A 21497-nucleotide genomic window follows, 5' to 3' on the forward strand; every position below is an offset into this window, starting at 1 on the left:
ACTCCCTTTCCGGTCCTCGGGAACCGACCGGCGGACCGGTGTGCGGGAATCTCGACATGTCCACGAGGCGAACGCCCGATCTCCCAGGGCGCTCAGTTCATCGAAGGTCGAGATGCGAGCAGAAGAAGACCGCAACACGAACAATGTCGTTGCTTTTCGTGCACCAGGAGAAGCGGTGGCGCCCCCGGCGCCCCGTTCGACGGCGCCGGGAGCCCGTCGCGCGACGGGGACCGAGCCCGCGACGGTCCTGAACGCCGAACACGGAATCATCAACACCGGCGTCGTCCACGGCGGCCAGCACGTCACCACCGTCGAGTTCGCCGGCCCGTCGGACGCCGGAGCGGACGATGACGAGTGAACCGCTGCGCAGCGACGAGCTGACCGCCGTCCTCGCGGCCCTGGCCGGTCGGGAGATGGTCGTGGTGGCTCCCCACGGCACCGTCAACACGGGGGTGGTGTCGGGCGGGCAGCGGCAGACCACCGCCGGCCCGGCCGAAGGCGGCGGGACCGCGGCACCGATGCGCCAAGGCCCCGTCAGGGCCGGCCGTCTGAAGTCGGCCCGGCGGTGCTTCGTGCCGCCTCCCGGCTTCGAGGAGGCCCTGACCGCGCTCGACTCGGGCATCGTGGTGCTCGTCGGGGAACCGGGGAGCGGGCGGGAGACACACGCCCTCAACCTGCTGGCGCACGGCAGCGAGGAGCCCGTGCTCGTCCAGGTGGACGGCGCGGTCAACATCTCCCGGTGGGGACCGCGGGGGCACGGCGTGCACGGATACCTCGTGATGGAACCCCCGGACCCCCTCGCGCTGCGGGCATGGGACATGTCCCGCCTCGAAGGACGCCTGGCCGAGGTGGGAGCCCGCCTGGTCCTCGTCCTGGCGGACGCTCCGGGGCTCGCCGCCGCCCTGGAGGACAACCTGGGCATGCCCGTGGTCCGTCATCTGCCGCCGGACCCGCGGCAGGTCTTCGGCGCTCATCTGTCGGACGGCTGTGCCGATGCCGGGGCGTGCACCGCGTGGCTGCGGTCGCTGGAGCAGGGGCACCACGGCGAACTGCTGCCGGACGGGCTGCCGCCGCGCCAGGCCGCGCGGGCGGCCCGGACCGTACTGCGTCTGGGCGTCGCGAGCGGAGTCTCCGGCGCCGAGGTCGCGCGGCACCTGGCCCGGACCGAGGGCCCGGAGATCTTCGCACGGGCCCAGACGGACCCCGCCCTCCTCGCCCACCTGCTCGCCCTCTGCGTCTACGGAGGAATGTCCGCGGGCGTGGTGCAGGAGCGGGCAGCGGACCTGCTGCGGCTGCTGACACCGTCGGAGCAACCGGAACCCGGCCCGCACGACCCGCGCGGCCTCGCCGCGGGCGACCCCGTCCGTCCCTCGCCGGCCGGGACACTGCGCGCCCTCGGAGCGCACCGGGTCCGGCGCCCCGGCACCGAGAAGGCGGACACGGTCTCCTTCTTCTGGCCCGCGGTGACGCAGACCGTCTGGGAAGCCCTCTGCCGCGACCGCCCCGACCTGCTGCCCCTGCTGCACCTCTGGCTCGCGCACCCCGGCCACGAAGCGGAACAGGCCGAACGGGCGGGCCGGGGCGCCGCGGCCATGGCGGCGGCCACCGCGGGACGATCACTGGAGCACCTGCCCGACCTGGCGTCGGCCGCCTCGCAGGCGGCGCCCCTCGTGGCGGCGTGGTGCCTGGGCACGGCCGCCGGTGACCCGGCGGCCGGGCGGCCGGCCGCCGAACTGCTGGACCGGTGGAGCGTCGCGGCCGAGGAACCGCTGCGCGGCGCGGCCGCGCACGCCTGCCACCCCGACTGCGGACGGGTCCCGGCCGCCCAGGCCGTGCCCTTGCTGCGTCACCTCGTCGAGACGCAGCGCCACGACGCGGACATGTCGCTCATCGGTGTCGTGATGGCGGCGCTGGTACGCCATTTCGAGACCGGTGACTCCACGACCAGGACGGACGTGCTGCGCCGGACCCTCGAATGGGCCCGGTCCGACGGCCTCCTCGGTCTGGTGGCCGCCCTCGTCTGCCCCAACATGGCGGGTGCCGACCTCGCGTGGTGGTGCGCACAGGTGCTCTCCGGTGCCGAGCAGGCGTCGTGTGCCGCGGAGCTGGTGGGACACGCCCTCGACGAACCGGCCGCCTTCCCCGCCATGCGCGACACGCTCATCGGCTGGGCCTGCGAAGCGGACGGCGCGGAGGACCGCGCACGGGCGCTGAGCCGACTGCTCGACGCACTGGTCGCCGCCCGGCGGCCCGGCTTCCTTCGCTGGCTGCTGGCCATGGGACGGGGCCCCGACGGTCTGCCCGGCAAGGACCTGGCGGCCCGTGCCCTGGCGGAACTGCGCGGCGACACCGCCGCCTCGAACACCGACTGAACAGGAGGACCGATGACCTTCCCGTCTTCCGGCGGCCTCTTCGCCACCGTCGAACACCGGTGTGCCGACGGCGACCCGGCGCCCCCGCTGCGCCTGTCCGACGGACCCCGGCCGTCCGGCACTCCCCTGACTCCCGCACAGGCCCGGCGCCTGCTCTACGACCGCTCCGCCCACCCCGGGACGCGGACGGCCCTGTGGCATCAGATCGCCGAGCGCGTCCACCTGGACTCCGGCGGGCGGGACGACTGGCCCACCACGGTGCTCTGGCTGGGACTGCCCGGACTCCGCCGCACCGCCTTCAGGATCACCTCGCGCTTCGGTGCCGAACGCGCGGACGTCGAAGCCGAACTGGCCACCTGCTACCTCGAAGCCCTCTCGGCAGTCGACCCGCACGACGCCGACCCCGGCCGTACGGTGCTGCGCTCGGCGTGCACACGGGCCTGGGCCGTCTGGCGCACCACGTACCTGGAGAGGGCCGTCGAGGACGTGGACCGGGCCGGAGGCACGCCCGTCGCCGCGGACCGCGAGCACCTCTGGCAGGCGGACTACGACCCGCCGCCCGGCGCTCACGGCCTGTCGGCGACCCTGCGGATCACCGTCCCCGCCCACCGGGTCGAGGGCGTACGGCTCGGCGCGCTGGCGCGGTCCTGGGGCCTGGCCGACACGGCGGCCGGCGTCGGATACTCGGGCCGGGGACGCCAGGTCGCCACGCTCTCCCTGCGCCGCGCCGGGAGGACCCGATGACCGGCCGGGACGACACCGCCCTCACCTTCCGGGAGATCTTCGACCTTCCCGTGAGCGTCGACCTGCGCACCGCGGCCAGGGCCTTCGGCATGTGCCTGGCCACCGCCTACCGACTCGTCGGCGAAGAGGCGTTCCCCTGCCACACGATCCGGGTCGGGCGGCGCCACCGGGTCCGCACCGTGGACCTGCTCGCCGCCCTGGGAATCGAGGAGCGGCCGGTCTTCGCCGACGAGGTCGCCGACGGAGTGGCGCTCACGCTCTTCGACTGACCGCTTCCCCGGCCGGCACCCCGTCCGCCGGCGGGGCCACCCCCGTACCTCTCTCCGTGAAGGAGTCCGCGATGCCCACGTGCCTCGCCGTCTGTACCCCCGTGATCGGCGCCGACCCGCCCGGCACCGCCCTCCCGGACCGACGGCACCGGTCCACCGTCATCTACGAGGACATCGTCCGCCCCGCGTGCGAACAGCTCGGTCTCGACTTCCTGCGGGCAGACCGGCTCACGGACGCCGGTCTGCCCAGGGACCAGTTGCTGCGGCTGCTCACCGAGGCGGACTTCGTCGTCGCGGACCTCGGCGGAGCCGACGGCGACCTGTCCTTCGGGCTCGGCATGCGGCACGCGCTCGGCCGGCCCACCGTCCACGTCACCGGAGCAGCCGACGAACCCCAGGCCGCCGGACCGGTGACGTGCGTCCCTTTTCCCTCGCAGCACGGCGATCCCGTCGCCGCGCGGCAGCGTCTGACGGAGTTGCTGGCGGCGGAGGAGGGGGCACCGGGGGAGAGCGGTCCGCCGCCCTCGCCGGTGCCGTCGCCTCTCCGGCCCGCCACGGAGAACTCCACCGACGACGACACGGAGGAAGGCCCCGGCTTCTTCGACCTGATCGTCGACGCCGAGGCCCATATGGAGGCCCTCGAAGCCGACATGGCCGATGTGGAAGCCGCCTTGGAAGTACTGAACGAGGTGACCGCGCTGGTCCTGGCGGACGCGGACCGCACCAGTCGTCCGGGGGCGCCCCCGAGTACGTACATGGCCGTGCTGAATCGCCTGGCCAAAGCCATCGACGGGCCCGCGAACGAACTGGGGGCCGCGACCGAGCGCCTCGCGGAGCATCTGGAGGTCGGCGTCGGAGCACTCAGGGGGTTCCTGGAGTGGACCGCCGGCATGCCGCGCTCCGACTGGCCGGACGGGGCGGTGGACCTGCTGGACCAGATGGTGTCGGCCCACTGGGAGGCGGAGTCCTCGGCGGCCTCCTATCAGGAAGGCATCGCCCTGGTCGGCACGCTGGGTTCCGCCAGCCGCGCGCTCCGCCGGCCCACCAGGCGCATCATCGCCTCCTTCCGGGAACTCTTCCGGATCTTGGCCGTGCTGGAGGAACTGCGGAGGGCGGCAGCGGCTCTGAAGGAGTCCTGAACCGTTACGAGTGCGAGGTGGCGGGGTGACACCATGTTCCCGCCACCGGGCCGGGCACCTCCGTGTCGCCGCTCGGCCGCTCCTGGCGGATTCCGTGCAGCGGACCCCGGCGGTCACCCGGGTGGGCGTGACCCCGGGAGTATCCCGCCGTGTATGCCTGTGACATACGGGGTCCGCGACACGGCACCGGTGCCGGTCCCCGCCCGGGGTCCGAGGGCCAGTTGATATCTGCCGCAACGGGGCAAGGGTGCCATTTCCGTCTTGGCTGCATTGTCCGGAAGAGATGTGCAGGGTCACCGGAGTACGGCGGTTAGGCTCCCGCTTGTTCCGGTGCATCCCCCTCTCATCCGGCGCGGCTCACCCCCGCGCCCGATGTGTCGCGCCCTCGGACGGGAGAAGCAGTGATGGCAGGCGTATCCAGCGACGGACCCGGACCACGGCCCATCTGACCGCCCCACGGCGCCGGACCAGCTCACCTCACCCGTACACAAGGAGCAGTCATGACCGAGATCAGTGAGTTCCAGTCGCGCCGAGCGGCCACGGAACTGGCCCTGTGGGAGATGGCTTCCCCCCAGCGGGACGCCGCCACCATGTCCCTGCTCTCGCAGTTCGACTCCGGGAGCGACGACCAGGGAGTGGGCAACAACGCGGTGGGAGACGGCAGCACGCTGCCCGACCTGGGGGAGCTGTCGGACTTCGGCTCGTGGGAGTCCGTCGCCGCCACCATCGTGCACAAGGCCGAGAGCATCAGTGGCTTCGACCCGGGAAGCACGACCTTCGATCTGCAGTCCTGGAACACATTCCTCACGAAGTTCGCCACGGTTCCGTTGTGCCTGCGGTACACGTACGACTACCGCGAGGCGAACATCTCCTCGCTCTCCCTCAAGAGCGCCCTCGACGCGGTGGACGACCTGGTCAAGAGCTTCATGTCGCCGGAGGATTACCTGGGCATCGTGGAATCCGTCAAAAAGGTCGGCCAGTTGGCGCTCTCGACCGAAGGCAGGGCGCAGAAGAACAGCAACCAGCAGATCGGGTGCCTGTCGGTCCACGCCAGCAATCTCTACCTCGGAGTCGTCCGGACCACGGTGTCGATGGAGCACAGGAAGGGCAAGGGGTACGAGCAGTTGACCCAGACCCTTCAGGTCTACCGGGGCTACGGCGTGCTCGACTTCGACAAGTGCAAGCGCTCCGCCGACAAGCTGCGCGACTGGGACGGCAAGGACGTGGACGACTGGACGAACGACACGGCCAGCGCCTCGCAGCAGCCCAACCAGAGCCCCGCCTGGGACAACTGAGCCCGTCAGAACCTCCTTGTGATCCGCCGGACTCCCGGTGTGAGCCCTCGGGCGGACAGCCTGTTCGCACGGGCGCTCGCACCGACAGCCCCTTACCCCAGGCAGGTTCCATGTGCTCCGAAGCGGTGCTGCCTCCCGAGGGAGCGACGGCCTCGACCTTCACCCAGATCCTCGCCGACAACCTCGGCCACTCGGACGGTGGCTGCACCTTCATCCAGGAGGATGGGCGCGAGCACTTCATGAGCTGGTCGGAGGTGTCGCGGGAGGCCCTGCGCCGGGGGCGCCGGATGCTCCGGTACGGCCTGCGCAAGGGAGAGCGCGTCGCGCTCGTCGTCCCTGAGGAGCGGGAGTTCGTCCTCACCTTCCTGGGCGCGGTCTCGGTGGGCGTCGTCCCGGTCCCCATGTACCCGCCCATGAGCTTCGGCAGGTTCGAGGCGTACCGCGAGGACGCCGCCGGCATCCTCCGCGCGGCGGGAGCCCGCGCTGTCGTGATGCCCCGGAGCCTGGCGGACCCGCTGGCCCCGCTCCTCCAGGCGGTCGAGGGGTTGCGGACCGTCGTCCTGGAGGAGTTCTTCGCCGGGCCCCTGGTGGGGAGTGCGCCCCAGCCCGAGGCGATCCTCCCGGAGGATGTGATGTTCTTGCAGTTCACCTCCGGCAGCACGGGGACCCCCAAGGGAGTGCGGGTCACGCACGCCTGCGTGCTCGCCAACTGCGCGGCCGTCATCGGCGCCCTTCGCCTCCGGCGCGGGCGGGACCGGGGCGTGAGCTGGTTGCCCATGTACCACGACATGGGACTGGTCGGTTTCGTGCTGGCGCCGCTGATCGCGCGCTGCCCGGTGAGCTTCCTCCCGACACTGCGCTTCGCGCGCTCACCGGGCCTCTGGCTGGAGACGGTGAGCCGCCACCGCGCGACCGTGACCTTCGCGCCCAACTTCGGCCTGGCGCTGGCCGTCGAGCACACCACCGCGCGGGAGGCGAAGCGGCTGGACCTGTCCTGCCTGAGGGTCGTGGGCTGCGGCGCCGAGCCCAACCACCCGGAGACGCTGCGCGCCTTCGCGGCGCACTTCGCGGCGGCGGGGCTGAGGCCGTGGGCACTGGTGCCGTGCTACGGCATGGCGGAGGCGACGCTCGCGATCTCGGTCGGCGATACCGCAGTCCCGTACGCCCTGGATGTCATCCAGAAGGAGCCCTACCTCACGTGCGGCCTCGCGCGGCCCGCCTCGGCGGCCGAGGACCCCGGGTCGCAGGTGGCGTTCGTGCCCTGCGGACGTCCCGTCGCGGGTCACCGAATCCTCATCGTGGATGACGAGGGGAAGCCGCTCCCGGAGCGGCACATCGGCGAGGTGGTCTTCGAGGGGCCGAGCGTGGCCGCGGGCTACCACGGCGACGCGGAGGCGACCCGGCGGAGCTTCACGGCTCACGGCCTGCGCACGGGGGACTGCGGATACCTGGCGGAAGGCGTCCTGCACGTGACGAGCCGCAAGAAGGACCTGCTGATCGTCAACGGGCGCAATCACGACCCCCAGACGGTGGAATGGGCCGCGGCCGAGGTGCCTGGTCTGCGCAAGGGCAGCATCGTGGCCTTCACCCGGCCGGGCCGGGCCACCGAGGAGGTGGTGATCGTCGCCGAGTTCCGCGGCGGGGACGCCGCCACGGTGGCGCGGCAGGTCCGCGGCCACGTCCAGACGAAGCTGTCCCTGCCCGTGGCGGAGGTCCTCCTGCTGGTACCGGGGCAACTGCCCAAGACCTCCAGCGGCAAGGTGAGGCGGAGCACGACACGGCAGCGATATCTCCAGGGAGCCCTCCACGGCGTAGCGCCCCGGGCTAGCTGAACACCATCCGTACGCACCCGATGAGGAGCGGCCATGACCACCCGTCTGACCCCGCGAGAGCAACAGGATCTGTACTCCCTGATCCGCGAGAAGCTGGACCTCGGCGGCGCGGAGTGTCCCGAGGAGATCGAGAACACCACCATGGTGACGGAGCTGCCGGGGGTCGACTCCATGAAGCTCTTCCGGCTGCTGGGCGCGGTCGAGCTGGCCTTCCGGGTCAACCTGGGCTTCGAGGCCATCCTCCAGGTGCGCACGGTGCGGGACATCGAGCGGTTGATCTGCGAGTCGCGCGAGCGGTACGCCGGCCGCACCCGGTGCGCCGAAGGACGACCGTGAGCACCCCGGCCGGAGAGCGGTTGCGGCGGGAGGCGTCGCGGATCGCCATGTGGGCGCGGGGCGGGCAGGCGCCGCCACGGGAGGTGCTGGCGAAGCTCGGGCCGCCGGGCTCCGGCGAGCGCGGACTCGACTACGGCGGCCAGGAGAAAGGGGTGGGCAATTCCTATGGCGCGGACGACAGTGAGCTGCCCGACCTGGGTCCGCTGGCGTCCTTCGGCTCATGGCAGTCCGTGGCCTCCACCATCCTGCGCAAGGCCGAGGACTCCGTCGGCTTCGATCAGTCGTCCACGGAATTCGACCTGTGCGAGTGGATCAGCCTCGGATGGCAGTTCGCGGACATGCCGTTCCTCGCCGACATCATCGACGACAGCAGGTACGCGTCCATCTCCTCCCTCTCCCTGTGGCCGGCCATCGAGGCGATCTACTACTCGATCGAATTCGACGGAGTGGTGCCCATGGACGCGTTCGACGGCATCGTCACCTCCGTCAAGAAGATCGGCCAACTGGCGGTCCAGAACGAGGGGCGGCAGGAGAAGGACAGCAATATGCAGCAGGGCGTCCTGACCGTGGTGAACGGGGATCTGCGCCTCGGGCTGCTCCGGACCGGAATCCAGATGGAATACCGGACAGGCAAGGGGTACCAGCAGCTCAATCAGCAGATCGACGTCAGCCGCCTCTTCGGGAGCCTCGACTACGACATGTGCGTCCGGCACGCCGGGACACTGCTGGAATGGGACGGCCGGGACGTGGACGACTGGGTGAACGACGCCTCCAGCTCTTCCTACCCCCCCAACACCAGCCCCGCCTGGGACATCTGAGTCACTCCGACCAGGCCGGGTCCGGGGACCGTGCCGCGTTCCCCGCGCCGCCGTCACGTCTCGCGCACCGCCCGCAGGACGAGCCGCTCGGCGTTCTCGTCGTAGGGCCGTGCGTCGAACCCGCCGAAGACCTCTACGCGGCCGAAACCCGCCTCCTCGGCCATCCGGCGCAGCTCCACCGCGCTGTACACGAACCACGTCAGGGTGGCCCGCGTCACCCGCTCGCCCCGGACCAGCACCCACTCGCTGCGCAGTCGCGCCCAGTCGTCCAGCACGGTGTCGGTCTGCACCATCACGTCGTCGCCCCGCCGCACCACCTTGGGCGGGGTGACCCTGCGGGCCAGCAGTTCCTTCCCGGCGAGGTCCAGGACGAGCGTGCCGCCGGGCACCAGGCAGGTGTGCATGGTGCGCAGCACGCGGGCGTTGTCGGCGGGGTCCTCGAAGTACCCGAAGGAGGTGAACATGTTGAGGACGACGTCGAAACCGCCCGGTGCCTCGTATTGACGCGCGTCGGCCCGTACGTACGTCACCGCCGCACCGGCGTCGGCCGACCGCTCGCGTGCCCGGTCCAGCATGGCCGGGCTCAGGTCGACTCCGGTCACCCGGTGGCCGCGGCGGGCCAGCGGCACGGTGAACACCCCCGGCCCGCAGCACAGGTCCAGCACGCGCGATCCGTCGGGGAGGGCGAGCAGGGGAGAGGTGTCGAGCAGTTCCTCGGCCTGCCGGTAGCGCTGCTCGGAGAAGAGGAAGTCATGGAACTCGGTCCAGAAGCCGTCGTCCTGGAATCCGCCCGTACGTGTCATCGCGCGAGTGCTCCTTCGTGGTCGCCGCCGGGGGCGGGGCGCCGCGCGGTGCGGCGGCGCAGCGTGAGCAGCAGAGGGGGGAGCAGCAGACACTGGGCGGCGGCCAGCAGCCAGAACCAGCCGGTGTTCCCGGCCCGTTCGCCGAAGCCGTACAACTGCCCGCCCAGCACGCCGCTCGCGCAGGCGCCGAGCCCCGCGGCCAGCCGCTGCCGGCCGAAGACCACGGCGTCGGAGCGGGAGCTGCGGCGCAGCGCCTCCAGGTCGTTCTTGAGGAACAGCACGATGTCCCCGAGGGTGATCAGCGCCCCGCCCGCCAGCAGTGCCGCCCGGTCGCCGGCCGCCAGCACGGCCAGGCCCGCCGCCAGGCCCGTGAAGCCGACCGCGAGGGCGAGGGCGTACGGCATCCGCCGGATCAGGCCGGACGCGAGCGGCTGTACGACGATGACCAGCGTGAAGCAGAGCAGCAGCACCACGCTGTAGAACGCGCCGGAGGCACGCTCGACGGCGTACACCGCCAGGAAGTGCTGGAAGTGGAAGTAGAGGTAGAAGGCCAGCGCGTTGGCGGCGAACGGCAGCAGTGCCACGCCGGACAGCAGCCCCGGGGGAGTCGTCTCCGCGGGCGCGGTGGGGTGTTCCCCGTCGGTTCCGGGCAGCCGCGCGTGTCCCGCGGTGACCGCGAGGAACAGCGCCGTGACCGCCGCGAACAGCCAGCCGGGCGACGACAGGACGAACGGCCCGGCGATCAGCGGGCCCACGGCCATCCCGGCGTTGAGGGCCGCGTTGCCCGCCGACAGGAACGCCGGGCGGCGCTCGTCGTCGACGCCGTGCACCAGGTACGCCTTGTTCGCGGGCAGGTACAGCGCGGCACCGCAGCAGGTCAGCACCAGCGCCCAGATCGCGAGGGGCGGCCAGCGCAGGGCCGCCAGCAGCCCGGCGAAACCGGCGGTGCGTACGACGAGGGCCCACAGCATCGTGCGGCGCAGCCCGATCCGGTCCGCGAGGGCTCCGCCGACGACGCCGCCGGAGAACTGCACGAGCGAGGCCACGGCCAGGACGGCGCCGACCGTGCCGAGCCCCATGCCGAGCCGTTCGTGCAGGAACACCGACATGAACGGCAGGACCATGAAGCTGCCGAGCGGGATCAGGAACGAGCTGAGCAGGAGGAACCGCAGCGGGCCGGTGAGCGGGAACAGCGAGGCCCGCAGTCCCGGTCCCCGGGGGCCGCGCTCACCCACCGGACGCCCCCGGGCCGGCCGGGTCGGTGAGCACACGCAGGGCGCCGGCCGCGGCCACCGCGCGGTGGGTGGCGAGTTCGGCGGTCTCCGCCTCCGCGTACACGATGCCCGCGTACCCGCGGCTGTCGCCCAGGTGCTCGATCAGGTCGCCGGTCCGCTTGACCGGGTACCAGGCGGGCGTTCCCGGCATGCCGGTGAGCCGGTCCAGGCCGGCCACGCCGGTGAAGACGCCGGGGGCGGCCGGGTAGCCGAGTACGAAGGCGACGGCCGGACCGCCGGGAAGGTCCGCGCTCATCAGGCCGGGGCGGCGGCCGAGCGCGGCCTCGATCATCGCCTCGTACACGTTGACGCCGAGCGCCCGGCACAGGCCCTCCCCGACCAGCGCGCCCCCGATGCGGGGGTTGACCTCCACCACTTCCGGGCCGTCGGCGGTCAGCACGAACTCCACGTGTGCGAACCGGTCGCTGTAACCGACGGCGGCGAGCACCCGGTCCAGCCAGCGCCCCAGCGAGGTCCGCTGGGGGCCCGGGAAGGCGACGGGGAAGGCGGTGATCTCCTCCCGGAAGTGCGGTTCCGGCGACATGAGCCGGCTGGAGACGCCGAGCAGCCTGGTGCGGCCGGCCCAGGTGAGCGTCTCGGCGCTGTACACCGGGCCGCTGAAGTAGGGCTCGGCGAACAACCGCCCCTTCAGCTCCCGGCCGGACGCCTCCGCCAGCGCCGCGTCGAGTTCGGCCTCGTCACGGACCAGCCACACGTTCTGGCTCCCGGTGCCCGCGGTGTCCTTGAGCACGAGCGGCAGCCCCGCCTCCTTGAGCAGCGGCCCGCGTGCCGCACGGTCCGGCCCGGCGCTCTCGACGGCCCTGGCACGGGTGAGACCGGCGTCGTGCAGCCGGTTGCGTACGGCGGCCTTGTCCCGGGTCAGCCGCAGGACGGCCGGATCGAGGCCGGGCAGACCGAGGCGTTCGGCGAGGGCGGCGCCGGCCAGGGTCCAGGTGTCGGTGGAACTGATCAGGCCGCGCAGCCCCGGGGTGCGCCGGAGCAGGGCCGCGGTCCCCGCCACGTCGAAGGTGTCGGTCACGACGACGTCGAGGGCGCCGGCGGGCAGCCGGTCCAGTTCGTAGGCGTAGTAGGCGGGGTCCCGGGTGAGGAGCAGCAGGCGCTCGCCGAGCCGGTCGGCGGCGCGGACCAGGTGGCCGAGGCCGAAGGTCAGTGACTCCAGGCAGGCCACGGTCATGCGGCGCTCTCCTTCCGGTCCGCCGGGCAGGGGGTGCGCCGCCACGTCATCGTCGACCAGGGCATGGTCATCTCCTGCGGGGCGCGGACCTCGACGGGCTTGAGCGCGACCGGGTCCAGGGCCTCCGCGTGCCGGGCGAACACGCGCTCCACGTAGCGGTGTCCGGTGTCGGCCCCTATCACCAGGTGCAGCCGGTCGGGGTGGCGGCGGGCCTCGTACGTCGCCGTCAGGTAGCCGGCACCGGTGGACAGTCCGGCGAACACCGCGTGCTCGCGCAGCAGGGCGACGGCGCCGGACATGGCGTGGCTGAAGTCCAGCCAGTGCACGGTGTCGTAGAGGTGGTGGCGGACGTTGTCGAAGACGATCGAGGAGCCGATGCCGGCGATGATCGCTTCGGGATCGTGGTGGTCCTGGCTGCCGAAGGTGACGCTGCCGAAGGGCTGGACGCCGACCAGCCGCACGGAAGGGTCCCGGATGCGCAGGCGTTCCACGATGCCGCCGGTGGACGCCCCGGAACCGACCCCGCCGACGACGGTCAGCGGTGTCGCGGGGAACTCCGCCGCGACGCGGTCGGCGACCTCTTGGTAACCGAGGTAGTGGACGTCGTCGTGGTACTGGCGCATCCAGTGGTGGCCGGGCCGCTCGGCGAGTATCTCGCGCACCCGCCGTACCCGCAGTTCCTGGTCCAGCTTGAGGCTCCGCGACGGTCCGACCTGCTCCACCGTGGCGCCGAGGATCTCCAGTTGGACGAGGGTGGTGGTGTCGACGGTGGTGGAGGCGACGATGTGGCACCGCATGCCGTACCGGTGGCAGGCCAGTGCGAGGGCGAAGGCGTAGATGCCGCTGGAGCTGTCGATCAGGGTCTGCCCCTGACGGACCGTGCCCTGCTCCAGCAGATGGCGGACGGCGGCCAGGGCCGAGTAGATCTTCATCGACTCGAACCGCAGCAGGACCAGGCCGCCGGTGAGCCGGACGAGGTCCGGGGCTTTGAGGGCGTCGGCGATGTGGGGGTGGATCACCCGTAACCTCCTTGGGCGAAGGTGCACTGGTGGCCGAGCGAGTGGAAGAACGCGGAGAGGTCGGACTTGACGCGGGCGGGCGGGCGGGCGGCGAAGAGGTAGCCGGCCAGGCAGCCGGTGTGGGCGACGAAGACACCGTCGGCGCCGAACCGTTCACGGTGGGCCCGCAGGCTGCCGAAGGTCGCCTTGGGCAGCACCTCCTGGGACAGTGCGGCGCTGACCGTCGAGGCGCGAGCGACGGCGGCCGGGTCACCCGACCCGAAGCCCTTCACCAGGTCGGTCAGGCACCGCTGGTACTCGTCGCCGCGGCGCCGGTAGTGGTCCAGCAGCAGGGGGGTGACGGCGGCGGTGTCCACCGTGCCGGGTTCGGTGACGAAGGCGGTGTGGAATCCGATGTCCGGGCCCAGTCGCCGCACCACCCGGTGCCGGCCGCTGAGGTACAGGGCGAACTCGTCGAGGAAGACACTGTCGGCGCGCTCGATGTCCGCCAGGATGCCGAGGACCACGTGGCGGTCGTACGGCAGGCGGAAGACGCGGAACAGGCAGCGCAGCGTCGCCACGATGTCCGCCGTCGAACTGGCCATCCCCACGCCCACCGGCAGTTCGGAGTGGGTGTGCCAGTCGCCCGGGGGCATGGCGAGGCCGTAGTGGTCCAGGAAGAGCCGGGCCGCCTTCGCCGACTTCTCCCCGAGCGGCGGCGCGGGCGGTGCGGGACCGGCCGCCGCGCCCGGAGTGAAGTACACCCAGGAGTGACGGTCCACGGGGAAGGACACCACCGCGATCTCGGGGTCGGGGCCCGCGCGCAGCGGGCCCTGGTACAGCTCGCCCAGGGTGCCGTGGCAGACACCGGACACGGTGCCGCGGGACACGTCGTGTTCCGGCGGGGCGCCCGCGGCGGCTCCGGGGACGGACCGTGCCCATGCGACGCCCGCGGCGGGCCCGGGGACCGTCCGCGCCGGTCCGTCGGACGGCACGCCGGCCCGGGGTCTGAAGGGCCGTCCCGAAGCGGCTGGGTCCCGCACACCGTCCTCCTCCGTACCGGGCCTTGAACACCGACAGGGAGGGAGGCGCGGCCACCCACACGACGTACGACCGCCCACATCGCCGACCCGGACCACGAGGTCATGTGCACAGCCCACGCGGGACGCGGGGACGGTGGCGGGTCTTCGGACTCGTGGGCACGTCCGCCGGGAGGGCGGACACCTACCGGCCGTCTCTTCCCCGGCCCGCACGCGGGCCCGGTGGCATCGACGGCTTCCGTTCCCACTCACCGCTGCGGGACAGTCCCGGACTCGCACCGGGTTCCCTCTTGCGCCACGCCGTCGGCCGTCCGTGCGGACGGGAGGCGTGAACCGACTGCGTGCCTCAGGGTAAGGCCACTCTGGTTCCTGCGACAGAGGGGCTTCGGCGGTTGTCCTGAAAGTGGAGGGAAGGCGGAATCAGATGTGTCCCGCCCGCGACTGCCGTGACGGGCGGGTCTGGCCGGTTAGCACCTCTGGGGACCGCCGCCGCATCAGTCAGACTTGTCGCCCCACGACACACGCGCACCCCTGCCGCGGTGGCCCGTGCCCGGGAGGCGACCGATGCCGTCAGACACCAGGCCGGACGAGGACGGGACGGCGGTCCCGCCCGGACGGCGACGGCCTCCCGGTGACCGCGTCGCGCTGCGCGACGATCTGCGCTCCGCCCTGCCCGACGCCTCCGCGGCGGTGGTGGTCACGGCGCTGGTGTTCGCGTTGCTGTGGACGCGCATGGAGTCGGGTGCTTCGGACACGGTCGCGGTCATGCCGTTCATGGACGATGCCCACACCTACTGGATGTATCTGCTCAGCCAGGCTTTCGGCTGGTCGGGGCTGCTGTGGGCGTGGGGCACGGTCATGCTCGGCCTGCTGCTGTCGGGGCCGCGCCCCGCCCGGCTGCCGGCCTCCCGGCAGGTACTGGAGCGCTGGCACCGCACCACGAGCCTGACGACGATGGCGCTGATGTTCGCGCACGCGCTGATGTTCGCCGCGGAACTCGTACGCTACGAGACCAAGGTGGACTGGGCCGAGCGGCTGTGGGTGGGCTTCGCCGACACCTTCGTGCCCGGCTGGTACGACTCCGGCACCGGCCGGATCGCCATCCCGCTCGGACAGGGCGCCCTCTACCTGGCGATCCCTCTCGGCCTGCTGTTCTACGTCCGCCACCGCATCGGCGCGAACACCTGGCGCAAGCTGCACCGCTTCGTGATCGTCGTCTACGTGCTCAGCGTGTGGCACACCCTGCTCTACGGCACCAACGTCTGGTACGGGCAGTGGCCGCGCACCGTCCTGTGGCTGCTGCAACTGCCCGTCGCCGCCCTGCTGTTGCTCCGTCTGCTGCGACCCGCCCGCCGGGTCGAACGGCTGGGCCCGCCGAGTGGGGCGACGGGCGCGGCCCGTCCGGCCTGGTGGGCACGCGCGGTCGGGCGCGTCATCGCCGGGGCCGTCGTCGTCGGGCTGGTCATCGTGGTGGTGTCCGGCCGGGACGGCGGACGGGACCGCCCGGCCGAGCCGCCCGCGGCCACCCCCCACGCCCAGGAGACGGACTGACGGGCGGTCCCGTCCCCGTAGGGGCTGCCGCCCAGCGCCTCCGGGAGTACCGTCGAGGGAAGGGTGTACTGAACGAAGTTTCGATGGAGTGCGTGAACGTCGTGTGGCCGGGCACAAGGGCTATCGCACCGAGGTCCTGGCAGCCAGAGCTGGCGGGACCTGCCAACGAAGGGACGTGCTCAGGCCCTCGTGGAGCGAGTACGCGCACGTGCCTGAGCCGGAAATGACGATGGGGTTTTGAAATGATCATTCTTGGGCTGATTCTGCTGATCATCGGCCTGCTCGTCGGCATGGGTCTGCTGACGACGATCGGTGGCATCCTCATTCTGGTCGGCGCCATCCTGTGGATTCTGGGTGCGACCGGTCGCGCGGTCGGTGGACGCAAGCATTTCTTCTAGAGCCGGGGCGTCTCACCAACCGGCCGAAGAGGCAGGTGGGAACCACAGGGGCGGGGCCATGCGCCGCCCCTGGCCCTGTCTCGTCGCCGCTACGTCGCGCGTAACTTCGCTGCTCGGCTCCACATCCAGGGTCTCACCCTGCGCGACGACATGCGCGCTGTACGTAACCGCCGTACGGCAGTTCAGGTGGACTCGCGGACCACGAGTTCGTTCGGCATGATCACCGGCTTCCTGGGGCCGCCCTCGATCAGCGCCAGCAGCAGGCGCACCGTCGCGGTGGCCTGGTCGGCCATGGAACTGCGCACCGAGGTGAGCGCGGGAGTGGTGTAGGCGGCGGCCTCGATGTCGTCGAACCCGACCACGGCCACGTCGTCGGGGACCCGGCGGCCCGCCTGGTGCAGGGTGCGCAGCGCCCCGATGGCCATGAGGTCGTTGGCCGCGAACACCGCGTCGACGCCCGGGTCGTCCTCCATGAGCTGCCGCATGGCCTCCGCGCCCGACACCCGCGTGAAGTCGCCCAGCGCGACGATCGAGCGGCGGCCGGTGTCCCGCAGCGTCGCGCGGTACCCCTCCAGCCGTTCCCGCGACTCGTACAGGTCCAGCGGCCCGGTGATCGTGGCGATCCGGCGTCTGCCCCGCTCCAGCAGGTGCCGTACGGCCAGCTCCGCACCTCCCGCGTTGTCCAGAGCCACGTACGGGACGTCCGTGGCGGCGGTGCGGTTGAAGGACGCGACGGGCAGGCCCATGCGAGCGAGCGCGGCCGGCAGGGGGTCGGCGCCGTGCAGGGCCACGAGCATCACTCCGTCCACGTGGCCCCCCGCCACGTAGCGCTCCACCCGGGTCCGGCTCTCGTCGGACTCGGCGAGGATCAGCACCACGCGTCTGCCGACGGCCTCCAGCTCCCGGCTGACGGTGCGCACCACGGTGGAGAACAGCGGGTCGTCGGAGACCACGCCTTTGGGCGGGTCGGAGACGACCACGGCCACGGCGTCCGTGCGGCGGGTGACCAGGTTGCGGGCGGCGGCGTTCGGCACGTAGCCGAGTTCCCGCACCGCCTGCATGACGACGTCCCGGATCTCCGGCGCGACGGTGGTCTCCCCGTTGACGACCCGGGAGACGCTCGACTTGGACACACCGGCTCGGGCGGCGACCACCGCAAGCGTGGGTCGTTTCATCGCCTTCCGATCACCGGTGCCCGGTCGTCGATTCTAGGGAGCGTTTTCCTCCCAGGATGACCTCGGCCCGATCCGCCTGTCAACGACGCCTACCGTGCGCCTGGTTGCCGGTTTCTCGCTTCAACCGGCCTGTCTCCCGGTCCGGTCGGCGGCGTCGCGCGCACCGCCGCAGTGGATCTCAGGAACCGTTCCCCGACCCGCGGCACATGCGTCGAGGCTGTTACCGGCCTGTTGCCGAAAGCCTTGACAGGTCACTGACACCGGCCCATTCTCACCCCTCAGGGAGCGCTCCCTCACTCTTCCCCCCTTGAGGAGTCGCCCGTGTGCATCCCCTGCTTCGCCGCTTCGGCGTACCCGTCCTGGTCGCGGCCCCCCCCGCTCGTCCTCGTCAGCCTGCCCGCTCCCGAGGACCCGTTCATCGCGCCGGGAGCCGTCGCCTGCAACCCGGCCACGCGCTGGTCCGGCGCCCTCCCCGACCCGCGGTGGAGCAGTGGCGACCCCGGGGCCTCGTCCCCGGCCTCGACGGGCGCACCGCGTTCACCCTGGGCAAGGACCAGGTGGTGGGCGCGTGCGGACCCTGGACCTTCCACCACCCGCACCGCGTGATCCGCGACCTCGCGGCCGGCGGCGGCCGGCCCGGCTCGGCCGACGCGTCGACGCCGTCCCCGTCCCGGCCGCTCGTCGACCACGTGCGCGTGTGCCGGCAGCGCAGTTGGCACCGGCCCCCTTGTCAGGTCCGCCCGGACACCCCGGTTCCGGGCCGGACCGCAGCCGCACGACGCCCCACCCCCTCCGATGAGGAAGTGACATGCGCAGACACCCCTTACCCCTCTGTACCGTGTTGGCCGGTGCCCTGGCGATCGCCCTGGCCGCGGCCCTCGGTCTCACCCTCGGCGCCCCCGCGGCGCGGGCCGCCACCGTCACCGTCCAGGCCGAGTCCTACGCGGCACAGTCCGGCGTCACCCTGGAGACGACCGCCGACATGGGCGGCGGGCAGAACGCCGCCTACCTCGCCGACGGCGACTGGATGCGCTTCGACCAGGTCGACCTCGGCCCCGCCGGCCGCCTGACGGTGTCGGCGCGCATCGCCGCCGCCACGGGCAGCGGGTCCGTCGAACTGCGCACCGGTTCGCTGACCGGCCCCCTGCTCGCCGTGGTCCAGACCGGCCCCACCGGCGGCTGGCAGACCTGGGCGACGCGCAGCGCCGACGTCACCACCCACCCGACCGGCCCGCAGACCGTGTTCGCGGTGCTGCGCAGCACCACGCCCGGCGACTTCGTCAACATCAACTGGTTCTCGTTCGTCGGCGGCGGCGACGAGCCCGCGCCGGGCTGGGTCGACGTCGACCAGACCAAGTGGCAGGCCCAGCTCACCCAGTTCCGGGCGATGACCCCGGCGCCGGTGCCCGCCAACGCCGTGCGCGTCCCCGAGTTCAACGCCACCTGCACCTACAGCCACTCCGCGCCGGACGACCCGATCGTCGCCCCCGGCCTGCCCGGCGCGTCCCACATGCACAGCTTCTTCGGCAACAAGAGCACCGACGCGTTCACCACCACCCAGAGCCTGCTGGGCAACACGGGCACGACCTGCACACCCGCCAAGGACCTCTCGGCGTACTGGATACCCACGCTCTACGAGCGAGGCAAGGCGGTCGAACCCGACGGAATGATCGTCTACTACGGGTCGCGGCTGCCCGACCCCACGGCGACCGTGCCCTTCCCGCAGGGCTTCCGCATGATCGCGGGCAACGCCAAGTCGCAGGTGGCCACCCCGGCCGGCTCGCCCAACCAGTTCTGGTGCGCCGGACCCGGCGGCGAGACCGGCCGCAGCGCCGACGGCAACTGGCCGCGGTGCGCCCCCACCGCCAAGCTGGTGTACCAGCTCGTCTTCCCGGACTGCTGGGACGGCAAGCACCTCGACAGCCCGGACCACAAGTCGCACGTCGCCTTCACCTACGACGGCAAGTGCAGCGGCGCCTACCCGGTCGCCATCCCCTCGGTGTCGTTCGTCATCAGCTACCCGACCAGCGGGAGCGCCGACGGGTTCAGCCTCGCGTCGGGCATGGCCTCGTCCATCCATGGTGACTTCTTCAACGCCTGGGACACCGCGGCCCTCGGGCAGCGTGTGAAGGACTGCATCGTGCAGAGCGCCAAGTGCAACTCCGCCGGTACGTTCTGACCCGGCGGACGGCGGCCGCCCTGCTCCTGGGCCTGGCGGTCGCCGGCTGCGCCTCGCGGCCGGCGACCGACGGGACCGCGTCCGCCGCCTTCAACGACACCGACACGGCCTGGCTCCAGTTGGTGATCCCCATGGACGAACGGGCCTCGCTGCTCATCGACTTGGCGCCCGCCCGCGCCGGTCACGCGACCGTGGCCGCGTGGGCCGAGGAGGCGGGAAGGAGACTGAGGGACGAACTCGGCGACCTGCGCGAGCTGCTGGAGGTCTCGGGTGTTCCCGACACCCGCCCCCACGAGGGGCACGACATGCCGGGCATGGTCACGCTCGACACGGTGCGCAGGGCGAGGACGGCGACGGGGGAGAACTTCGACCGCCTCTTCACCGGGAGTCTGCGGGCCCATCTGGTCCAGGTCCGCATGCTGTGCGCGAGTGAACGCACGTCAGGGAGCGCCGAGCGGGCGCAGGATCTCGCCGCCGCCATCGAGAGGAGCGCGGCCCGGCAGATCACCCGGCTCGACGCCTTGCCGGTGCCGGGAAGGAACACTTCCGGCACGCGTCGCCCGGCCCGGACGTGAAGAACCCGGTGGAAGTGCGGCTGAGTACCGGGAACGGCTCCTCGTCGGTGCCGTCCCGCGGTCAGACCTTCGCGGCCGTGCGCGTCCTGATGGTGAGGGCGGCCGCGGTCATCATGAGCGCGCCGAAGAGCGCGGCGCAGGCGTACATGGTGAAGCCGATGTCGGCGTTGCCCGCCTCGATGAGGGCGCCGCCGATCCACGGGCCGAAGATGGCGCCGAAACGGCCCATGCCGGAGACCCAGCCGAGGGCGGTGGGGCGGTCCTCGTCGTTGTGGTGGGTGCCGACCGCCGCGTAGACCATGGTCTGGCCGGAGAAGAGCAGCAGCCCGGCGAAGAAGACCACCGTGTACAGGACGCCGACCGACATCTTGACGCCCATGAGGTAGACGAAGACGGCGGTCAGGACGAACCAGGCGATGACGACCTTGCGCGGACCGATGCGGTCGGCGGTGCGGCCGGCGATGAGCATGCCGCAGATGCCGCCGACGTTCAGGAACGTCGAGAAGAGCAGCGAGTCGCCGGTGTCGTAACCCAGCTCGACCATGATCTTCGGCAGCCACTGGCCGACTCCGTAGACCAGGAGCAGGCCCGCGAAGGATGTCAGCCAGAAGCACAGGGTGGTGGACCACTGGCGGTTGCGGAAGAGGTTCTTCAGCGCGTCCAGCTTGTCCCCGCCGTTCGCCTTCGGCTCGGCCAGTTCGGTGCCGTAGGCGGCGGCGAGCAGCTCGGCGTCGGCGCGGCGGCCGCGGGTGAGCAGGTTGGTGGGCGACTCGGGCAGCAGCTTGACGGCGACCGGAAGCAGGATCAGAGCGGGCAGCGCGGAGGCGACGAAGGCCGTCCGCCAGCCGTGGTCGTCGACCAGCCAGAGCGTGATCAGCGGGGCCAGGGCGCCGCCGGTCTGGTGGGCGGTCATGATGATGCCGGTGGCGAGGGCGCGTCGGCCGCGCGAGGTGAACTCCATGCCGTACGAGATCGCGATCGGCAGCAGCGCGCCGAGGCCGAAGCCGCACACGAAGCGGAAGAAGCCGAACTGGCCCGAGGACTGGGACCAGCCGGTGCCCAGCGTGGCGAGGGTGAAGATCGCGACGCTGAGGAAGACGGTGACGCGACGGCCGGTCCAGTTCGAGGCCATGCCGGACAGGATCGTGCCGAGCAGCATGCCGAAGTTGGCGTAACTGCCGATCGTGCCCGCGAGATCGGGGGTGAGGCCGAGGCTGTGGCCGCCGAGCATCTTCGGAAGCACGGAGCCGTAGATGAACGTGTCGATGCCGTCGAGGAGGACGAGTCCCCAGCACAGGGCGATGACGGCGGTGCGGCTGCGGCGGGTCGCTGTCCCGGTCGCCTGGGCGAGCGGGGAGGTGGCGGAGGAGGACATCGTTGTTTCCTCTCGTGCGGGACGTCAGGACAGGGCCGTGGTCCCTGGCTGCAAGGGCAGTGGGGCCGGTGCGGCTCGCGCGGCCGGGTGGGGAGGACGGGCGGAGCGTGCCCCTGAGCTGCGGACTCC

20 protein-coding genes and 1 riboswitch are annotated in these 21497 nt (G+C 72.0%); of the genes, 13 read left to right on the forward strand and 7 right to left on the reverse strand.

The features are described from left to right. Positions 1–175 precede the first annotated feature (175 nt). The 9 genes from ACFY32_RS18680 to ACFY32_RS18720 all read left to right on the forward strand — a co-directional run bounded on the left by ACFY32_RS18680 (position 176) and on the right by ACFY32_RS18720 (position 8805). The gene (locus ACFY32_RS18680; RefSeq protein ID WP_359200933.1) at positions 176–358 is read left to right on the forward strand and encodes an S-type pyocin domain-containing protein; all 183 of its coding nucleotides are present in this window, start codon (positions 176–178) and stop codon (positions 356–358) included. Beyond that, on the forward strand, positions 348–2372 hold the full coding sequence (locus ACFY32_RS18685) for a hypothetical protein (protein ID WP_390674742.1): 2025 nt from the start codon (positions 348–350) through the stop codon (positions 2370–2372). The genes ACFY32_RS18680 and ACFY32_RS18685 overlap by 11 nt, the downstream gene beginning before the upstream one ends. Before the next feature lie 12 nt (positions 2373–2384). Continuing rightward, positions 2385–3116, forward strand: a complete 732-nt coding sequence (locus ACFY32_RS18690; RefSeq protein ID WP_359200937.1) for a hypothetical protein — start codon at positions 2385–2387, stop codon at positions 3114–3116. After that, positions 3113–3385: a DNA-binding protein gene (locus ACFY32_RS18695; RefSeq protein WP_359200939.1), complete on the forward strand. Its 273-nt coding sequence runs from the start codon at positions 3113–3115 to the stop codon at positions 3383–3385. The genes ACFY32_RS18690 and ACFY32_RS18695 overlap by 4 nt, the downstream gene beginning before the upstream one ends. A gap of 71 nt (positions 3386–3456) precedes the next feature. Next, positions 3457–4524, forward strand: a complete 1068-nt coding sequence (locus tag ACFY32_RS18700; protein ID WP_390674743.1) for a hypothetical protein — start codon at positions 3457–3459, stop codon at positions 4522–4524. A gap of 500 nt (positions 4525–5024) precedes the next feature. Beyond that, complete coding sequence (locus ACFY32_RS18705; protein ID WP_359200943.1) at positions 5025–5819, forward strand: hypothetical protein; 795 nt, start codon at positions 5025–5027, stop codon at positions 5817–5819. A gap of 110 nt (positions 5820–5929) precedes the next feature. Further along, positions 5930–7651 carry an AMP-binding protein gene (locus ACFY32_RS18710; protein ID WP_390674744.1) on the forward strand — a complete coding sequence of 574 codons (1722 nt, stop codon included), beginning with the start codon at positions 5930–5932 and terminating at the stop codon, positions 7649–7651. Positions 7652–7684: 33 nt separating this feature from the next. After that, entirely contained in the window at positions 7685–7987 is a 303-nt protein-coding gene (locus ACFY32_RS18715; protein ID WP_359200947.1) for an acyl carrier protein, read from the forward strand. Then, positions 7984–8805, forward strand: coding sequence for a hypothetical protein (locus ACFY32_RS18720; RefSeq protein WP_390674745.1), 822 nt, complete (start codon positions 7984–7986; stop codon positions 8803–8805). The genes ACFY32_RS18715 and ACFY32_RS18720 overlap by 4 nt, the downstream gene beginning before the upstream one ends. A 53-nt stretch (positions 8806–8858) precedes the next feature. Here ACFY32_RS18720 and ACFY32_RS18725 read toward each other — a convergent pair whose 3' ends face one another. Genes ACFY32_RS18725 through ACFY32_RS18745 form a run of 5 tightly spaced genes read right to left on the reverse strand, consistent with a single transcriptional unit; the run spans position 8859 to position 13965 of the window. Further along, complete coding sequence (locus ACFY32_RS18725) at positions 8859–9608, reverse strand: class I SAM-dependent methyltransferase (protein WP_359200952.1); 750 nt, start codon at positions 9606–9608, stop codon at positions 8859–8861. After that, positions 9605–10843: an MFS transporter gene (locus tag ACFY32_RS18730; protein ID WP_390674746.1), complete on the reverse strand. Its 1239-nt coding sequence runs from the start codon at positions 10841–10843 to the stop codon at positions 9605–9607. The genes ACFY32_RS18725 and ACFY32_RS18730 overlap by 4 nt, the downstream gene beginning before the upstream one ends. After that, positions 10836–12077: an ATP-grasp domain-containing protein gene (locus ACFY32_RS18735; RefSeq protein ID WP_390674747.1), complete on the reverse strand. Its 1242-nt coding sequence runs from the start codon at positions 12075–12077 to the stop codon at positions 10836–10838. The genes ACFY32_RS18730 and ACFY32_RS18735 overlap by 8 nt, the downstream gene beginning before the upstream one ends. Next, positions 12074–13096 (reverse strand): cysteine synthase family protein, encoded by a 1023-nt coding sequence (locus ACFY32_RS18740; protein WP_390674748.1) that lies wholly within the window; start codon positions 13094–13096, stop codon positions 12074–12076. Before ACFY32_RS18740 ends, ACFY32_RS18735 begins: the two co-directional genes overlap by 4 nt. Next, on the reverse strand, positions 13093–13965 hold the full coding sequence (locus ACFY32_RS18745; RefSeq protein WP_359200960.1) for a hypothetical protein: 873 nt from the start codon (positions 13963–13965) through the stop codon (positions 13093–13095). Before ACFY32_RS18745 ends, ACFY32_RS18740 begins: the two co-directional genes overlap by 4 nt. A gap of 291 nt (positions 13966–14256) precedes the next feature. Beyond that, positions 14257–14407, reverse strand: a riboswitch (cobalamin riboswitch). Positions 14408–14679: 272 nt separating this feature from the next. On the opposite strand from ACFY32_RS18745, the gene ACFY32_RS18750 reads away from it, so the two are divergent. Continuing rightward, positions 14680–15666 carry a ferric reductase-like transmembrane domain-containing protein gene (locus ACFY32_RS18750; RefSeq protein WP_390674749.1) on the forward strand — a complete coding sequence of 329 codons (987 nt, stop codon included), beginning with the start codon at positions 14680–14682 and terminating at the stop codon, positions 15664–15666. Between the two features lie 242 nt (positions 15667–15908). Next, positions 15909–16064, forward strand: a complete 156-nt coding sequence (locus ACFY32_RS18755; protein WP_010059700.1) for a hypothetical protein — start codon at positions 15909–15911, stop codon at positions 16062–16064. A 182-nt stretch (positions 16065–16246) separates the two neighbouring features. Here the strand turns inward: ACFY32_RS18755 and ACFY32_RS18760 are convergent, their stop codons facing one another. Beyond that, the gene (locus tag ACFY32_RS18760; RefSeq protein ID WP_390674750.1) at positions 16247–17239 is read right to left on the reverse strand and encodes a LacI family DNA-binding transcriptional regulator; all 993 of its coding nucleotides are present in this window, start codon (positions 17237–17239) and stop codon (positions 16247–16249) included. A gap of 838 nt (positions 17240–18077) precedes the next feature. Between ACFY32_RS18760 and ACFY32_RS18765 the strand changes: the two genes are divergently transcribed. Continuing rightward, a complete protein-coding gene (locus ACFY32_RS18765; RefSeq protein WP_359200967.1) occupies positions 18078–19418 on the forward strand; it encodes a DUF1996 domain-containing protein in 1341 nt (446 codons plus the stop codon). Further along, positions 19394–19993, forward strand: coding sequence for a DUF305 domain-containing protein (locus ACFY32_RS18770; protein ID WP_390674751.1), 600 nt, complete (start codon positions 19394–19396; stop codon positions 19991–19993). Before ACFY32_RS18765 ends, ACFY32_RS18770 begins: the two co-directional genes overlap by 25 nt. 61 nt (positions 19994–20054) lie before the next feature. Here ACFY32_RS18770 and ACFY32_RS18775 read toward each other — a convergent pair whose 3' ends face one another. Beyond that, positions 20055–21368, reverse strand: a complete 1314-nt coding sequence (locus ACFY32_RS18775) for an aromatic acid/H+ symport family MFS transporter (protein ID WP_359200971.1) — start codon at positions 21366–21368, stop codon at positions 20055–20057. Positions 21369–21497 lie beyond the last annotated feature (129 nt).

Origin of the sequence: Streptomyces sp. NPDC000134 (genome assembly GCF_042899225.1) — a bacterium.
Taxonomy (GTDB): domain Bacteria; phylum Actinomycetota; class Actinomycetes; order Streptomycetales; family Streptomycetaceae; genus Streptomyces.

Excerpts from the sequence above, each read along its gene's own strand:
- ACFY32_RS18735 (WP_390674747.1), bottom strand. The coding sequence starts at position 12,077 with ATGACCGTGGCCTGCCTGGAGTCACTGACCTTCGGCCTCGGCCACCTG.
- ACFY32_RS18750 (WP_390674749.1), top strand. The coding sequence starts at position 14,680 with ATGCCGTCAGACACCAGGCCGGACGAGGACGGGACGGCGGTCCCGCCC.
- ACFY32_RS18690 (WP_359200937.1), top strand. The coding sequence starts at position 2,385 with ATGACCTTCCCGTCTTCCGGCGGCCTCTTCGCCACCGTCGAACACCGG.
- ACFY32_RS18695 (WP_359200939.1), top strand. The coding sequence starts at position 3,113 with ATGACCGGCCGGGACGACACCGCCCTCACCTTCCGGGAGATCTTCGAC.
- ACFY32_RS18715 (WP_359200947.1), top strand. The coding sequence starts at position 7,685 with ATGACCACCCGTCTGACCCCGCGAGAGCAACAGGATCTGTACTCCCTG.
- ACFY32_RS18700 (WP_390674743.1), top strand. The coding sequence starts at position 3,457 with ATGCCCACGTGCCTCGCCGTCTGTACCCCCGTGATCGGCGCCGACCCG.
- ACFY32_RS18710 (WP_390674744.1), top strand. The coding sequence starts at position 5,930 with ATGTGCTCCGAAGCGGTGCTGCCTCCCGAGGGAGCGACGGCCTCGACC.
- ACFY32_RS18725 (WP_359200952.1), bottom strand. The coding sequence starts at position 9,608 with ATGACACGTACGGGCGGATTCCAGGACGACGGCTTCTGGACCGAGTTC.
- ACFY32_RS18705 (WP_359200943.1), top strand. The coding sequence starts at position 5,025 with ATGACCGAGATCAGTGAGTTCCAGTCGCGCCGAGCGGCCACGGAACTG.
- ACFY32_RS18755 (WP_010059700.1), top strand. The coding sequence starts at position 15,909 with ATGATCATTCTTGGGCTGATTCTGCTGATCATCGGCCTGCTCGTCGGC.
- ACFY32_RS18760 (WP_390674750.1), bottom strand. The coding sequence starts at position 17,239 with ATGAAACGACCCACGCTTGCGGTGGTCGCCGCCCGAGCCGGTGTGTCC.
- ACFY32_RS18775 (WP_359200971.1), bottom strand. The coding sequence starts at position 21,368 with ATGTCCTCCTCCGCCACCTCCCCGCTCGCCCAGGCGACCGGGACAGCG.
- ACFY32_RS18685 (WP_390674742.1), top strand. The coding sequence starts at position 348 with ATGACGAGTGAACCGCTGCGCAGCGACGAGCTGACCGCCGTCCTCGCG.